Origin of the sequence: Citrobacter sp. Cpo069, from assembly GCF_030332785.1 — a bacterium.
GTDB lineage: Bacteria > Pseudomonadota > Gammaproteobacteria > Enterobacterales > Enterobacteriaceae > Citrobacter > Citrobacter portucalensis.
The window spans coordinates 232,506-249,280 of sequence record NZ_JAOWHD010000061.1 but is presented as its reverse complement, the minus strand read 5'-3'; the positions used below and the strand labels follow the sequence as shown (position 1 = coordinate 249,280).

At 47.5% G+C, this 16,775-nt stretch carries 12 protein-coding genes; 5 read left to right on the top strand and 7 right to left on the bottom strand.

Annotated elements, in window-relative coordinates:
• Nucleotides 1-3: 3 nt before the first annotated feature.
• Nucleotides 4-618 carry an acid-sensing system DNA-binding response regulator EvgA gene (gene evgA / locus OGY08_RS21475; RefSeq protein ID WP_008785570.1) on the bottom strand — a complete coding sequence of 205 codons (615 nt, stop codon included), beginning with the start codon at nt 616-618 and terminating at the stop codon, nt 4-6.
• Between the two features lie 841 nt (nt 619-1,459).
• On the opposite strand from evgA, the gene OGY08_RS21470 reads away from it, so the two are divergent.
• Nucleotides 1,460-2,632, top strand: a complete 1,173-nt coding sequence (locus OGY08_RS21470) for a hypothetical protein (RefSeq protein ID WP_279850941.1) — start codon at nt 1,460-1,462, stop codon at nt 2,630-2,632.
• 88 nt (nt 2,633-2,720) lie between these two features.
• Here the strand turns inward: OGY08_RS21470 and OGY08_RS21465 are convergent, their stop codons facing one another.
• The 4 genes from OGY08_RS21465 to dpaL form a co-directional block, all read right to left on the bottom strand.
• Complete coding sequence (locus OGY08_RS21465; protein WP_032944659.1) at nt 2,721-4,007, bottom strand: MFS transporter; 1,287 nt, start codon at nt 4,005-4,007, stop codon at nt 2,721-2,723.
• A 78-nt stretch (nt 4,008-4,085) separates the two neighbouring features.
• On the bottom strand, nt 4,086-5,678 hold the full coding sequence (locus OGY08_RS21460) for an N-acyl-D-amino-acid deacylase family protein (RefSeq protein WP_008785573.1): 1,593 nt from the start codon (nt 5,676-5,678) through the stop codon (nt 4,086-4,088).
• Nucleotides 5,679-5,745: 67 nt separating this feature from the next.
• On the bottom strand, nt 5,746-6,930 hold the full coding sequence (locus OGY08_RS21455; protein WP_125363092.1) for a YgeY family selenium metabolism-linked hydrolase: 1,185 nt from the start codon (nt 6,928-6,930) through the stop codon (nt 5,746-5,748).
• A 32-nt stretch (nt 6,931-6,962) separates the two neighbouring features.
• Nucleotides 6,963-8,177 (bottom strand): diaminopropionate ammonia-lyase, encoded by a 1,215-nt coding sequence (gene dpaL / locus OGY08_RS21450; protein ID WP_057067664.1) that lies wholly within the window; start codon nt 8,175-8,177, stop codon nt 6,963-6,965.
• Between the two features lie 381 nt (nt 8,178-8,558).
• Between dpaL and OGY08_RS21445 the strand changes: the two genes are divergently transcribed.
• On the top strand, nt 8,559-10,307 hold the full coding sequence (locus tag OGY08_RS21445) for a sigma-54 interaction domain-containing protein (RefSeq protein WP_057067643.1): 1,749 nt from the start codon (nt 8,559-8,561) through the stop codon (nt 10,305-10,307).
• A 56-nt stretch (nt 10,308-10,363) separates the two neighbouring features.
• Here the strand turns inward: OGY08_RS21445 and OGY08_RS21440 are convergent, their stop codons facing one another.
• Entirely contained in the window at nt 10,364-11,776 is a 1,413-nt protein-coding gene (locus OGY08_RS21440; RefSeq protein WP_125363093.1) for a tetratricopeptide repeat protein, read from the bottom strand.
• A 220-nt stretch (nt 11,777-11,996) separates the two neighbouring features.
• A complete protein-coding gene (locus tag OGY08_RS21435) occupies nt 11,997-12,497 on the bottom strand; it encodes an anti-virulence regulator CigR family protein (RefSeq protein WP_048215725.1) in 501 nt (166 codons plus the stop codon).
• 309 nt (nt 12,498-12,806) lie between these two features.
• On the opposite strand from OGY08_RS21435, the gene melR reads away from it, so the two are divergent.
• From melR to OGY08_RS21420, 3 genes are all read left to right on the top strand, one after another.
• A complete protein-coding gene (melR, locus tag OGY08_RS21430) occupies nt 12,807-13,745 on the top strand; it encodes a transcriptional regulator MelR (RefSeq protein ID WP_003826064.1) in 939 nt (312 codons plus the stop codon).
• Between the two features lie 193 nt (nt 13,746-13,938).
• Nucleotides 13,939-15,399 (top strand): Na+/H+ antiporter NhaC, encoded by a 1,461-nt coding sequence (gene nhaC, locus OGY08_RS21425; protein WP_032944663.1) that lies wholly within the window; start codon nt 13,939-13,941, stop codon nt 15,397-15,399.
• A gap of 123 nt (nt 15,400-15,522) precedes the next feature.
• Nucleotides 15,523-16,695 carry a MalY/PatB family protein gene (locus tag OGY08_RS21420; RefSeq protein WP_125363094.1) on the top strand — a complete coding sequence of 391 codons (1,173 nt, stop codon included), beginning with the start codon at nt 15,523-15,525 and terminating at the stop codon, nt 16,693-16,695.
• Nucleotides 16,696-16,775: the final 80 nt, after the last annotated feature.

Below are 16,775 nucleotides of genomic sequence, written 5' to 3'. Positions count from 1 at the left end.
ACTCTATCCTATTTTATTTCTCTGCGCATAATCATAAATTTCCATTAATGATGAACAATCTAATTTTTCCATCAACCGGCTTTTATAGGTACTTACCGTTTTATTACTGATATTCATTTTGCTGGCAATTGTGCTGTAATCCATGCCATTAAGGATATAACGCAATACTCTCATTTCCTGGTTCGACAACGTATCAAGCTTATCCTGCTCGCTGACGGATGAACCAGTAAAGTGCTCAAGGGAAAAGGGAAAATAGCTATAGCCATTTTTTGCTGCTTCAATTGCGGCAAGAATATTATTCATACCTTCTTTTTTACTCACAAATCCGTTAGCACCGTATTCGGCGCTACGTTTGCCGTAAAAAAATTCATTTTTGGCTGAAATGATAATGATTACACCAGCATAGTGCCGCTTTCTCAGCTGCTCCAGCACTTCGATGCCACTGATACCCGGAATATCCACATCGATAATCAACAACTCCGGTTTAGTTTTTTCAACGGTTTGAACCACTTGATCCCCACTGTCGAGTTCGGTGGTCACAGCGATACCATTGGTATCGAGTAAGTTGCGGATGGCAATGCGAGCCAATGGGTGATCGTCAACGATTATCGCGTTCATTGCGTATAAGAATCCCGATAAATAAAGAGAGGCGATGGCTATAGAGCAGATGAGTCTTCAATATTATGTTTTATAAACGCAAGACTTTAAGAGGAAAATTCTAGCATAGCCACGCGTATATTTTATTATTTTTTCATAATTCGAATGAATAAATCATAAAAATAACATTTTGATTTACAAAAATTAAACTTTGAACCTTTGTAAATATCAAATCATTAACACAACGTAAAGGAAAATTCCTACACATGTAGGACAGGTCTTTCATTTATTAGAGTTCATTCTTAACAAAGCTATTAATATCAATAGGGTAGTAAGCATTAGAACCGTAAAAATACAAAAAACACCCCTCATCTGACGATCATTCCGTTAGGGTGGCATGGTGGAAAGCCGCTATCAAATAGCCGCTTACGTTGAACATTCCCATGCACATTTCTATGCCAGCAACTTTACATTACAAACAAATATTATTTTTCAATACGTTGCCTACGACAGTTTTTTGTTAATTTTATTTCTATATGAAATTATCCTACACTTGTCTTTATGCTTAAATAAAGCAGAAATAGCGCATTTCAAATTTCCAGGTTACATCGATGCGCTGCTAAAAAAATAAGATAGAGCATTTTTTCATACTTTCGGGTGATAACAATTTTACTAACCTGAATTTTGGAGAAACTGTAAACACAGAGGGATCGTACACTGGCACAACCTGGCGGGAAGAAAAACCGGCCAACGTTAAAAGCACCATTTTCACATTCTAAGGAGAAAAATAGGTTACCAGAACAGCAACTTACGCTTCTCTTCTGGTAGTAAGCAAAGCAATTGATTGATGGCGTATAGCAAAATGAATCAAATACGAGAATCATTAAACAATGTTGTATTCCCTGACACAATGCCTGACGCATGGCCTTATCAATCCTGGTGTTCACCTGAAAATATTGATACCGATATTACATGGTACTCATTTACTGACCTGGATTTGATGATCGAAGCCTGGTTGGGTAAAGACTCTCTCATCCCGGTGAACAAAACCGTATGGGGTTTTGTGAACGAAAATGAACCATTAATCCAGATAGTTATCCACGAAGATATTGCATATATTGCAATTAATCACAGATTCTATTCATGGGTAATTATTGTTGCAGGAACATACAACTTAAACATCAGTCTCGATCTTGCCTCCATATTTAAACACACAGCCTTAGCCGATACAGCGCTATGTATTATAGCCAATCGCGTTGACATACATTCAGTAGAGGTATCTCTTAACACCGCCCGCTCTTTTATGAACTTCGTTTTCTTTCATGAATTGGTTCATTTGATGTGTTGCCAGCATCAATACATCAAGATGAATGGCAACCAACTTCCGTATATCAGGACCATGGAGTTTATTGCCGACTTTCTAGCGTACGAACATTCACTCATGCCTGTAACTTACGAATATACCGTACAAAAAGACAACTGGGATCTGCAGATGAGTACCGCTCGATGCCTTGGCTTTGTCATCGCGTCCTATTTCATCATTAAGACGAAACAGATCAACAATTTAAATCTATATCCATCCATAAATGAAAGAACCACCTTATTGCTGAGTTACATATTATCGCCATCTTTAACGCGGAGTGAACGGGAGGGATTACTGCTAAAATATGAAGCCAGTGGAATAATGGATGCTTATATCCGGCGAGGAAAGCTAGGATTTAACATTGGCAATAATGATTCCCTCATCTCGACTGACTATTCTGCATGTCGTTGTAATTGCAGCAAATGCAGCGCATTCGCCAACGAGATATGTAACAAGGCCAAACCATTGAACAGTGAAGTATTAAACCATATGAGCATTTATACAGAATGCTTCCCTAAAAATAAGGTTTTTTACCCCTTTCCTGTTATAGATAAAAGAGATAACAAAACATCTCATTTTTGTAGTTTACAAAATCCTATACTGTTTTCCTTAGAGAAAACGATTAAAAGATCCTCTGCATTTCTTTCAAACCGATTCCTGAGTTTCCACTAAGAGCCTAATGGGATAGGCTCTAAATCACTTATTTCCGTCATCCTTAATGTGGCTATGGAACAGCAGAGCCACAAGAGAGAGACATTAATCAGGCTTTACTGGGCAACGCTCCCACTGCCTGCGAGCTTTTGACTGTCAGTGTAACGACAGCTGAGCACAACAGTGCAGCAATCATAAAGATAAAGGCGCTGTTATAGCTTCCGCCGCTGCTTTGGATAAGCCAGCCGATGATCGGCGCTGATACAACTCCTGCCATCTGGCCGCCAAAGTTAACAATACCGGATGCCCGCCCCATGATGTTGCTCGGGATCGTATCCATCAGAATGCCCCAGAACGTCGCCATGGCAAAGAACATGAACAGGGCTGAGACACACTGATAAACCACCGCCATATCTGCACTGCTCACGCTGAAAGTCAGATACAGGAATCCCGCGGCAATAACAGAGGTTACGACATACAGCGTTTTACGCTGGGGTTTGAATTTGTCTGAGCAATAACCGCCTAATAATGTTCCGCCAGCCCCGAACAGGAAGGGAATGGCCGCCATGACGCCGGTCTTTGCCAGAGAAAACTCTCGTACGGTAATCAGGTAGCTTGGTAGCCAGGTTGAAAAACCCCAGAAGGTAATATCAAACAAAAACCAGATACTGGCCATTTGCCAGAGCACTGGCATTTTGAGTACGTCTTTAAACGCGATAGCGCTGGTGTTTTGCAGGCTCCCCTGATCGTCAGCAGCCAGCTCCGCCAGGTCTTGCTGCGTAATAGCAGGGTGATCTTTCGGGTTGTCACGCGTAAATAAGTAGATACCTGCCGCGATAAACAGACCGGGAATACCCAGCACGATAAAAACCATGTGCCAGCCAAATGCCCCGATGATGCTTGCCGCCACAACTACCGCCAGCGCTGGGCCTAAGGTGTTAACCGTTGACTGAATCGCCGTGGCGCGACCACGCTCTTTCGACGGGAAATAGGTTGATATCATCTTCCATGAGGCCGACGGGAAACATCCCTCACCGATACCAAAGAAGAATCGTACTGCTAACATCAGCGGCAGCGTCAGCACAGCGCCGGTTAAGCTGGTGAACACAGACCACCATGCAATACCAATGGCCATGATTTTGCGCGAGCCAAATTTATCCGCCAGTAATCCACCGGGAATTTGAAACGCAGCATAACCAATAAAAAAGGCGCTAATAATTAAACCTTGTTGAGTCGTATCAAGATTTAAATCTTTGCCAATATAAGGGAGCGAAACGCTCATCACCATTCTGTCGAGAAAAGAGAGCAGCCACGCCAGCCAGATCAGGGTCAGGACGGTATATCTTGCTTTCCAGGTCTTGGGTTTACCTGAAGGTAAAGACGTTTGTAGGTTCATTGTGATGTCCTTAGGGTGTAGTGATCTACCGCGGCCATAAATAGTCGCGATAGATCCATGCGTGTTTAGCGTTATTTATTAATATTGTTTTCTAATAACCGTACCGCTACAGGCATAACTTTCCGTGCCATTGATTAAGGCAATGCGCCCATTAACCATGACAATTTCAATCCCTTCCGGGTACTGATTGGGTTCCACAAAAGTGCCTTTATCCGTAATTGTGTTCGGATCGAACATCACAATATCCGCTGCATAACCCACCTTCAGCAGTCCGCGATCCTGCAAACCCAATACTTCAGCAGGTTTTCCCGTCATCTTGCGGATTGCCGCTTCCCAGCTCAGACATCCCTCTTCACGGACATATTTACCGAGTACGCGAGGGAATGCGCCAAACACGCGCGGGTGCGGTTTGCCAGCCCCCATTAAGCCGTCGGTACAGACGTTTTGCTCAGGTCGACAGAGAAACTTAATCACGTGCTCTTCGGTACCGTAGAAGTCGACCATCCCCACGGCGTTTTCCTCTTCAAAGAGCAGATCGAAGGTGGCGTTGTACGGATCTTTTCCGCGCAGCTCGCCCAACTGGACGAGGTTCAAACCGACAGCATCCTGATTTTTTGCCGTTTTCACGCTGGTGACAAAAATCTGGTCCAAGCCGGCAAAATCGATAAAGTTATCCCAGCCAGGAATACCCTGCTGAATATCATCAATCATTTTGGCGCGCAGTTCGGGCGAGGCGAGACGCTCAAGTAATTTGTCCGTACCACCGGAGTGAACCCAGGGCGGCAGGATCACGCCAAGCATCGTACTGCCCGCCACATACGGATACTGGTCGAAAGAGATACGAATTCCCTCTTCCTGCGCCTGTTCCAGCATGCCCAGCATCTGGTCGATCAGCCCCCAGTTTTTCTTGCCGCAAACCTTCATATGCGAAATATGTAGCCAGACGCCAGTGGCTTTGGCGATATCAATCAGTTCCTGGGTTGAGTTGATAATATCGTCAGCTTCACTGCGCTGATGCACCACAAAGATCCCGTCATATTTCGCCGTGACCTTACACAGTTCAATCATTTCGGCAGTATCACCAAAGGCGCAAGGCATATAGATAAGTCCAGTGGAAAGTCCAAATGCTCCAGCCTTTAGCTCCCGCTCAAGGACTTCACACATCTTCGCCACGTCTTCACGGGTTGAAGGACGCCCATCCAGACCCATCGCTTCCATGCGCACGTTGCCATGAGGAACTAAATACGCGAGGTTTGTCGCCGGATGACGCGATGCCAGCAGATTGAGATAACCGTCTGTATTTTTATATTTCCAGTCAATTTTGTCGGTGTCACCGTCCAGCCCGGCGATATTTTTACGCCAGGCTGGAATATATTCTTCAGGTAGCGGTGCTAAGGCGACGCCGTCCTGGCCCAACAGTTCGGTGGTAATACCCTGACGAATTTTTGCCGACAGCGCGGGGTTAATAATGGCCGACAGGTCAGAGTGCGTATGGGTATCAATAAAGCCAGGGCAAATAATTTTTCCTGTTGCATCAATTACCTGTTCATTGATGCCAACCTCAATTTGACCGATTTCGACAATACGTCCTTCATCAACCATCACATCGGCAATCCTGCCTTCACTGCCCGTCCCATCGATTACATTTCCGTTTTTGAAAATGGTTTTCATCGTTATTCTCCATGGCGGTGCTGCTGAGCGACACCGCCTGTAAGGTAAGAGGTGGTTATCTTTATTTTTATTGGCGATAGAGTGTCTGGATGATGCTGTAATAGCCGCTGGCCGAGCCGGTTAACTGATCGATCTCGATATACTCATCAATGGTGTGTGCCAGGTTTTCTCGTGAAGGACCGAAGCCGATGGTTTTGATTCCCGCTTCGCCCGCATAGTGGCTACCGTTGGTACAAAATGAGTACTGCGTAATGGTTGGATTAAAGCCAGCCTCGCGAACGCCCGCCAACGCTGCCTGCACGAATTCGTCGGACTCGTCGTACACCCAGCCGGGGAAGAAACGCTCTCCCTCAATCGTGGCGCCGGTATAGCAAGACTCCTGACCCACCGCGTAGGACACTCGGGCCTTAAACTGCGGATCCTGAGCAATAAGTTCAGCAAGCGCATTTTCCAGCGGAGCAATCACGCTTTCTTTGGTTTCACCCACCAGCAAACGGCGATCGTAGGTTGCGCGACAGTAATCCGGTACCACCGAGGCTCCCGGGTACGGCGAAGATTTAATGTCGGTCAGTTCCAGAATGCCAGGCCCCAGAACCGGATGCGTCGGCGGCGTGATCGTGCGAATTTTGTCGATCAATTGCGCCATTTTGTACACCGCGTTAATCCCCGCCTGTGGGTTAGCGGAGTGCGCGGGCTTACCAAAGGTTTCGACCACAATCTCAGCACGGCCACGCTGACCAATTTTCAGGTTTAACTCGGAAGCTTCACCGATGATCACGTAGTCTGGCTTATAGCGCTCGCTGACCAGACGGGCAGCAATACCTTCAAAACACTCTTCATGCACGATGCACGCAACGTAGATTTTCCCGGCAAAATTTCGCTGATTGTCCTGACCGAAAAAGCCCACGGCGGAGATCATCGCCGCCACGGCACCTTTCATGTCAGTTGTGCCGCGACCATAAATTTTGCCATCTTCAATATCGCCGCCGTATGGATTGCAGGACCACTTCTCTTCGTTCACCGGTACGGTATCGATATGTCCATCGAGAACCAGCGTTTTCCCCGGCTGGTTGCCGACAATGCCGCCAACAATGTTGCCGTACTTATCAACGTGGATGTCATCGAATTGGTAATGCTGCATCATTGTTTTTATGGCATTAACCACTTCCCCTTCCTGACCGGAATAACTTTTTTGTTGGATCAGCGCCTGACAGTTTTTAATGACTTCTTCAATGCGGTTTGCAGATAACATGGGTTTCTCCGTTATATCTCTCAATCAGGGAATTATTTGTTGATGCCCGGGTACTGACCGCCCCAGACAATATCCAGATATTGTTGCGGGTCGGTATCCCCTTCAGTGCTGACTAACAGCACACGAGAGTGCGCATCCAGCCCCAGTTGCTCACGCGTTTGCGCCAGTTCAGGCGAGGTCATCAGCAGCGCCAGCAGACCGGTAGTAACCGCACCTGACTCACCCGAAATAATCTGTGGATCACCTGCCAGCGGGTTACCCAACATGCGCATGCCCAACGCTGCAACTTCATCAGGACAGGAGGCAAATGCGTTGGCATAATCGCGCAGCAGTTTCCAGCCGATACTGTTCGCCTCACCGCAGGCGAGACCGGCCATCACGGTTTGTAAATCACCGCCCACCGCAATGGCATCCCCCTCTTTCGAACGGGCTGAGCGGTAGAGGCAATCGGCAATTAACGCTTCAGCGACGATCACTTTCGGGCGATTCTCCCCCCAGGCTGCCGTCACCATTCCCTGAACCATTCCGGCAAACGAGCCGACGCCTGCCTGCACAAAAATGTGCGTCGGCGCAACCTGATGCAGCTGATCTATCGCCTCCAGCATCAGCGTGCCGTAGCCCTGCATAATCCACTGCGGGATCTTTTCGTATCCTTCCCACGCGGTATCCTGCACCACTATCCAGCCATACTTTTCGGCCTGCTCTGCGGTCATACGAACCGCATCGTCGTAGTTCATATCGACAATCTCAGCGGTAGCGCCTTCGTTACGGATAGAGGCCAGACGTTGCTGCGAAGAACCCTTCGGCATATAAACCACGGCGTTTTGCTTCAGTTGGCGCGCCATCCATGCCACGCCGCGACCGTGGTTGCCATCAGTAGTAGTGGCAAACGTGACGGTTTGCAGATCGTGGCGTACCTCTTCGCTGGTCATCACGTCAAACGGCAGTTCGCTGATATCCTTACCAACTAATTCAGCGATATGGCACGCCATCGCATAGGAGCCACCCAGCGCTTTAAAGGCTTTCAGGCCAAAACGCTGAGATTCATCTTTGAGGCAGATATTTTTAACGCCCAGTTTTTGTGAAAGCGCCGGTAGCGTATACAGCGGCGTCGGCGCGTAACCCGGAATAGACCGATGAAAATTCAACGCTTTTACCAGTTCCTGGCGGCTAAACGGTGCCAACGGCGCGTTCGGATGTTCGGTAAACGGTGTCTGGTTAATAAAAAATGATAAGTTTTCCTGCATCATAAAACCTCATTGTCCTGGTATTTCATTCCCTGTAATCGGTGCAATACAGAGATATTTCCGTTATCGGTATTGGCAATAGAGCAAAATGCTTACCAGCTTTTTATTAACCGAGTAAATTCTTATGAATATTTTAATAAAGGCTTTAATTTCAATAAATTAAATAGAAATAAAAATTGACACCAAAAAATATCACTGCGTCAGTTTATCGCCTCATTTTGATAAATTCTCATTATTGATAAATAGTGTGATCGCTGAAGATAAAATAAGAAAAACATCCAAAAACAGCGTGATAGATTGATTTTTCGCAAATCATTTTTGCATTGCTTCGCCTATTTATCATTTTCCTTGAGAAATGCGACACACTGCCGGAGAAGTACCATGATTTCAGTACTCAGCAATATTCAGGATGATATATGCAATTATGCCGACGCTATTTCTGGCATAACGGGCACGGACGTTGAAATCATTGATGAATCTTTAATGCGCATCGCGGGTACCGGGAAATATCGGCATATGCTCAATGAGAACGTGGCCAAAAATGGCTACATCTATCGTCACGTTTTGCAGGTGCGAGAAACGGTACTGATCAAAAATCCCGGCGAGCATCCGCTGTGCCAGTTATGTGAAAAACACCACTACTGTTCTGAAATGCTGGATTTGAACGCACCAATTTTTCTCAATAATCGCGTGATTGGCGTGATCGGGATTATTTGCTCAACCCAGGCACAGCGTGACACGTTACTGAGCCAGATTGATAAATTTGTCACCTTTATTGAGCAAATCGCCGTAATGATCTCCAGTAAGGTCTTTGAATGCCTGGAGCGTTTACGCGCGCAGGAAACGCTTGGCGCATTTCGGCGTCTGATCGATGCTATGGACCGCGGCGTGGTGGCAATTGATGGCAAGGGTCTTATCTGGCATGCCAATCATTCAGCCGATCGCATCCTCAACCGTGAGGTTCAGGGATTACCACTGACCATTGAAACAACCGGGGATAGCCTGTATGGCGATGAAGAAGCGTGGCTGACGCTTGAAGGTCAGAAACATCATGTACTGTGCAAACAAATTTCGCTCTCCTCACAGGATAACGATCGCTTAACCATGGTTATCTTTCGTGATGCACACGACTACCTGAGTAACCTTACTCCATCCCCTTATGAGTCCGACATGCAGGTGCGACTGATTGGTCACTCACCCTCAATGGAGCAACTCAGAAGCACCATCGGTAAAATCGCCAACAGTTACGCCAGCGTGCTCATCACCGGGGAAAGTGGTTCGGGGAAGGAGGTCGTGGCTTTTGCCATTCACCAAAGCAGTCCACGTAAAGCCGCGCCTTTCGTGACAATCAACTGCGCGGCTATCCCCGAACAACTGCTGGAAAGCGAACTGTTTGGTTATGTTCGTGGCGCATTCAGCGGGGCCGATCCCAAAGGACGAATGGGAAAATTTGAACTGGCCAACGGCGGCAGCCTGTTTCTGGATGAAATTGGCGATATGCCGTTGCATCTGCAGGCTAAGCTGCTCAGGGTCTTGCAGGAAAAGGCGATCACCCGCGTTGGCTCTAATAACACCATCAATATTGATGTGCGCATTATTGCCGCGACCAACAAAAACATTAATGCGATGGTGGAGAATAATCAGTTTCGCGAAGATCTTTTCTATCGCCTGAACGTGGTCCCTCTGGTACTTCCTTCCCTGCGTGAACGCCGGGCTGATATCGCGGTCCTCGCACAGTATTTTGCCGATGAGTTCTCGGTCAGTTACCAGCGACCACCGCAAAAACTGCCTGATGACGTTATTAACCGCCTTTATGCCTGGCACTGGCCGGGCAACATTCGTGAATTACGCAACGTGATCGAATACATTTTTGTGATGCGCGGAGAAGCCGCCGGGATCAACGCCAGCCATCTTCCCCCTTACCTGCTCACCGCCGCTGACGGTAGAAAAACGACGATGACCGCGCAACCCCGTCAGCTTGCCAGCAAAGGAAAACAGGCGGAAAGGGAAGCTATCGAAAACGTCATCCAGCGATTCGGCTCAAGCGTTGAGGGGAAAAAACAAGCCGCGACAGAACTGGGGATCAGCATTGCCACGCTCTATAGAAAAATAAAACTGTACGGTTTGTGAGCCTCCCCCTCTTAACGAAGAGGCTCACGTAAAACCATACTGTGCAACCGAGCGCGTTACAGGGCCGATTGATTTCGATGCTGCTCGAAATAGCGTCTGGCCTTATCGTCAGCTTCTTTCAGAGCTGTCGGATTCAGGTTCTTCTGCGCGATATCCAGTCCATTTTGTGCATCAGAATTCCCATTAGCAAAGGCCACCGCACTCCAGATATACGCCTGAGCATAATCCTGAGTTACCCCTTTGCCTTCAAGGTACATGGTTCCCAGCATCCCCTGAGCTTCCGCATTTCCTTTTCTTGCGGCCTGTTCAAACCACTCAGCGGCTTTTTTATCATCCTGGGCAACGCCATTACCTTCTAAATACATCAAGCCAAGATCTTTTTGCGAGCCTGCATCTCCCTGGGCCGCGGCTTTCTCCAGCCACTCCACCGCTTTTTTATTGTCCTGGGCCGTTCCCTCTCCTTTTGCGTACATCATGCCAAGCATGCCCTGGGCCAGCATATCCCCTTGAAGAGCAGCCTGATTAAACAGCTCAAACGCTTTTTTGTGGTCCTGAGCCACACCAACCCCCTCGCCAAGGTAATACATCGCGCCGAGCATGCTCTGGCCCAGCGCGTCCCCTTTGCTGGCGGACTGTTTAAACAGCGCGAAAGCTTTGTCAGTATCCAGACCGACACCATCACCTTCAAAGTACTTTCTGCCCAGTAATCCCTGCGCTTTGGCATCCCCTCGTTCAGCCGCTTTACTCAATGACTTAACGGTGTTGTAGCCCTCTAATAGCGACGCCTTACTTTCAAGGAAACGCTTTGCGTCAGGATTGCCCTTCTCAACCGCACGATGGAGCCACTCAATGGCATGATAGTTTCCGCGCTCGGCAGCAATGCTTAACCACTCGACGGCCTGCTTATTGCCTTTTCCGACTTCGTTGTCAAACCACTCAATGACCTTACCGTCATACCAGCGCGCACCCTCACCATCAAAGTAGACTAAGGCGAGCAGATAACGCGCATCGAGATTGCCCTGCTCAGCCGCACGGGTCAGCCATTCAACAGCTTTCTTGTCATTCTGCTGCACGCCCTTACCTTCGAAATACAGCACACCGAGATAGTATTGGGCATCGACATTCCCCTGGGCCGCCGCTTTGCTAAACCATTCGGCCGCTTTCTTGTCATCTTTCAGGCCGCCTTTGCCCTCGTAGTACATCAGTGCAAGCAGATGCTGGGCACTCGCATTACCCTGCTCAGCCGATTTGGTCAGCCACTCGCTGCCTTTACTGAAATTCTGCTCTACCTCTTTACCTTTTAAGTACACGGTTGCAAGCACAAACTGCGCCTGCGCATTTCCCGCCTCAGCACCCTGCTGTAAAACAGCCACAGGTTCTTTATTCCACTCTTTTGCTTGTCCCTGTGAAGATCCCGCACCCCACAATATTCCGATAAAAGTGAAGGCGAGGAGAGGCCGAATGTTCATAAAACGTAATCCTTGTTAAGAAAAGGCACATAATGGAGATGCTCCAACTGCAAGCCAACTCATTTAACTGCGATTGTGATCCATGTCGGAACTATCAGATATTAACTGGGAAATGTGCAAAATATAATTCTTTGACTATGCAGGTGATCCTTAGTGAATAATGCACAACAAAAAGGCCATGTTAATAACATGGCCTTTCGTCTGGACATGGTGTTGAAACTTAATCAAACACACCATTAATAACAGCGGTGACAATCGCCGTGCTCAGTGCAATCAGCACCAGATTATCGCCAATAACCTGCCATTCATAGCCCGGGTAATACGGAAGTTGATTCAACATTGATGGCGGAACGCTCTTCCTGGCGATCCCCGGAGGAAGCGGTTTTCCTCGCGCCAGATTTTTGGCAATACCTGGAGGCAGTGACTTATAGCCCGTTAGACCGTATCTGACAGCATACTGTCTGGCCACGTTATAGCTGATGTCACTATCAACATGGTCCGGCTTACCATAATTTTTACGCTGTTCTGATTGTGCGTTATTTTTTTGGTCCGCGTGTCCTTTCTGGCTATGACCACTATTCCCCTTGTTCCCGCTATTACCATGGTTGCCACTGTTACCATTTCCGTTGCCATTACCGGGGTTAGCCAACACAGGAGTGGCACACATCGTCATCGCAGCAACGGCAACTACCGCCGCGGCCAAAGTACGGAGCCTGGACATGATGATTCCTTAAGCTGTGGATACAAATAAAAATGTACGGTATTCGCTGAATACTGGCTATCGCTTCAACTCCGATTTATGGGCAAATAAACGATGTTGCTTTGCCATGGGCTCCCCAGATTGAGCGTTTTTGAGATTACAGCTCGCCATTCCCGCTATCTCAGATCGGCAAGCGACAGGCACAGGATCTGAGTTTTTGGGAATAACTTCGCGAAAATGGAGAGAAAACGACGTTTTTTTTCGGTTAAGCTATGTTCATGCTTTGGCGTTACCCCATGGCCGGAATCACTATCCAGGAACCCAACCATAATGGCAAAAAGTACCCCGCAGCTGCCGCTCGACCCTCATATGTGTCGTAGCTATGAGAAAAAGTCGCGAAGTCCGCTGGCGCTCTATTCCGAGTATCAGCGTATGGATGTCGAACTGCGGGCGCCGCTGGCTATGACCTACAGCCACTGGCATGGTCAGGTTGAGGTGAACGTGCCATTTGATGGTGATGTGGAGTATCTTTTTAATGACGAAGTGGTGAAGAGCAAACAGGGTTTTATCACCTTGTTCTGGGCCTGTACTCCCCATCAACTCACGGATGCCGGGCACTGTAAACAGATGGCCATCTTCAACTTACCGATGCATCTGTTTTTGTCCTGGCCGCTGGACAGGGAGCTGATTAATCACGTGACCCACGGGATGGTGATTACTTCGTTGGCTTCACAGCAGCTGAGCGCGTTTGAAGTACAGCGTTGGCAGAATGAACTCAATAGCGATAACGAACAAATTCGCCAGTTAGCCATTGATGAAATCGCGCTAATGCTCAAGCGCTTTAGCCTCGCTGGCTGGCGGCCGGTACTGGGTAACAAAACGTCGCGTACCCAGAAAAACAGTATTTCACGGCATTCACAGTTTTACGTCAGCCAGATGCTGGAGTTTATTGCCGCCAACTGCGACAAACAGCTTACGGTTGATGCTATTGCCGAACACGTTAAGCTCAATCCCAATTATGCGATGGGTATTTTTCACCGGGTGATGCAACTTACGATGAAACAGTATATTACCGCGATGCGCATCAACCATGTGCGGGCTTTACTCAGCGATACGGATAAAACAATTCTGGATATCGCTACAATTGCAGGATTTCGCTCCAGCAGTCGATTTTACAGCTCGTTCCATAAATACGTCGGCATGCCGCCACAGCAGTATCGCAAATTGAGTCAACAACGCCGACATCATTCACCTTATGCCGAGGGGTAATTTATTCACCAAACGTTCTCTTACCTTACTACTAAAATATAAGCACCAGAATAGCAGGTCAAAAAAGATAATCTGCAGCAGTTAATAAAATAGGGTTCAGCCATGAGCTCTGGCAACTATGTTACTCAGACATGAGTGACCTGTAGCAGGTATTTATTTGACGTGTTCAACCATTAATGATTGGGATGGAATTATGGAATTAAATAACTGTACCGCCAACAACAGAAAGCCATTGTCTTTCTTTTGGTCAGTTTTACCCATGGTAGTCATGCTGGGCGGGATTAGCATCGGATATTTTATCTTCAATATTCGTGCTGAACCCATGATCCTGATGGGAACGGCAACCGCCTCGTTTATCGCCATCGCTCACGGCTACACGTGGGATGACATTCTACAATCTATTTGCAATAAAATATCTGAAGCGCTGCCGGTCATATTAATCGTCGCCAGTATCGGTTTCTTAATTGGCGCATGGATGGTGTCAGGCACTATTCCAATGATGATTTATTATGGTTTGAAGTGGATTAATCCGCAGTATTTCTATATTTCGGCATTTATGCTGGGAGCACTAATCTCAGTATGCACCGGTACCTCCTGGGGTTCTATCGGGACCGTTGGTATTGCCATGATTGGTGTAGCGATTGGTCTGAATGTCTCGCTGCCCATTGCCGCTGGTGCCATTGTTTCAGGCTGCTGGTTTGGTGATAAGCTCTCACCGGTTTCTGATTCAACCAACATGGCTGCACTGGCTGCCGGGGTAAACCTGTACTCGCATATCGGCCACCTGCTGTGGACTACCGGCCCGGGTTTTATTATCTGCTGCGTCGTTTACAGCTATATGGGCATGGGCATTGATGCCTCGTCCAGCGCGCCTGAAAACATTACCAACTTGATGAATTCTATTGGTCAGATTTATCACTTTAATATTCTGCTGCTACTCCCGCCGATCATCGTTTTATATGGCTCACTGTCAAAAAGACCGCCCATTCCGATGCTCTTTTTATCTACGATAGTCTCAATGATTTTGGCGTTAGTCTTTCAGCAATTCACGGCATCCTCTGTCGGCGAATCCGTGGTCAGTGGCTTTAAGCTCGCAATGCTTACCGGAGATAATCTGCCGACACTGTCTTCCGATGTTTCCCGCTTACTGGAGCGAGGCGGCGCTATTTCAATGTTTAGCAGCTTCGTTACCGTTTTCAGCGCCTTCAGCTTTGCCGGGGCAATGAGTGCAACAGGCTCGTTGCACACCGTGATAAACGCGCTGACAAAAGGCGTTAAATCCACATTCCGCCTGGTGGCTACCACGATTGTGACGACATTTACCATCTGTGCCTGCACGGCAAATGGGACCTTACCGTTGCTGCTGTGCGGTGATGCCTTTAAAGAGGAGTACAAAAAACGAGGTCTTGCGGCAAAAAACCTCTCGCGAACCACTGAAGATGCCGGAACCGTTGTCGAACCGATTATCCCCTGGTCTGCCTCAGGCGTTTATTGCGCCACTATGCTGGGCGTTGCCACGCTTGATTACTTGCCCTGGGCAATCCTCTGTTACAGCGGTGTCATCTTTGCCCTACTGTGGGCGGCAACCGGTATTGGCATTGCTAAATATGAGCCCAATGAAGCCACTGAGAATATGGTTGAGCAAAAATCATAAACGACTAAATAGCTAAATATTAGCTATCACCAGGGTAAATTAAACATATCCATTAGATATACATAAACATTCTTCGCTTTTGCGTTGCTTACACTATTTTCAGAGACTTTCCAGGAGTCAACAATGTCTTTGTTTGATGATATTGTCACAAGGGATGTTAATTGTCGCAAATACGGGCAATTACAACAGATGTACGGTACCACCGATGTATTACCGCTGTGGATTGCAGATATGGATTTTGCGACACCAGAGCCAATCATGAGCACGCTGCGTTCGGTGGTCTCGCAGACTGTGCAAGGCTATAACCTGGATTATCCACAATGGAAAGAATCTGTTATTCATTGGTATGCACAACAGTATGATGCCGATATCAAGGCACACTGGTTACATTTTATTCCCGGTGTTATAAAAACTATCGTACTCTCTTTAATGGCGCTTACCCGTCCAGGCGATAATATTTTAACCTGTACGCCAATCTATGATCCCTATCCTAATCTGGTAAGCACCAGCGGTAGGAATTTGATTCAGACGCGCCTCATTGAGAAAAACGGGCACTATGAATTTGACTGGCATGATTTCAGCGAGAAACTCAAGCAGTGCAAAATGTTTTTGTTCCCTTCACCGCATAATCCAGGTGGAATGGTGTGGTCGCGGGAAACGTTGGAAAAAATAAGCCACTATTGCCAGCAGGCTGGCGTCATCATTCTGTCTGATGAAGTGCATAGTGATTTAACCCTGCCAGGAAAGCGCCATTTGCCGTTTTTCACTGTTGATGAAGCGCCAGATAGTCGGTCAATCGTGCTTACTTCCATCAGCAAGACCTTCAATACGGCGGCGATCCAGGGCGGAATTGCCATTATTAAGAATGATGAATTACGCCATCAGTTCTACCACTTTCTGGATAACTGCTACCTTGCCGAGACGCATTCATTGCAGCAGGCGGCCATTTACAGCGCCTTTACCCATTGCGCCGACTGGCACCAGAAATTATTGGTCTATCTGGCCGACAATGTAGCGTTTGTAAAAAGTGAAATCGAAAAGTACTGTCCCTTGATTTCCATTGTGTATGGCGGCGCGTCGTATCTTCTGTTTCTGAATGCGGAAAAAATGGATCTCAGCGATGAGCAGCTAAGCGCTTTTTTTGTGCATGACGCCAGGCTTGGCCTGTCACCTGGGGCGCAATACGGTCCCGGTGGAGAGGGGCACATGAGGCTCAACGTGGGCTGCCCCCGCCCGGTACTGGTAGACGCGATGAACAGGCTAAAAGCGGCATACCAGAAATGGCAGAACGCATAGCGTACATCACACGATTTGCCCTGCCACGGTGGGGCAAAATTATCCAAAGATGTTGCTGAACTGCTATAAAGTCTTTCTCT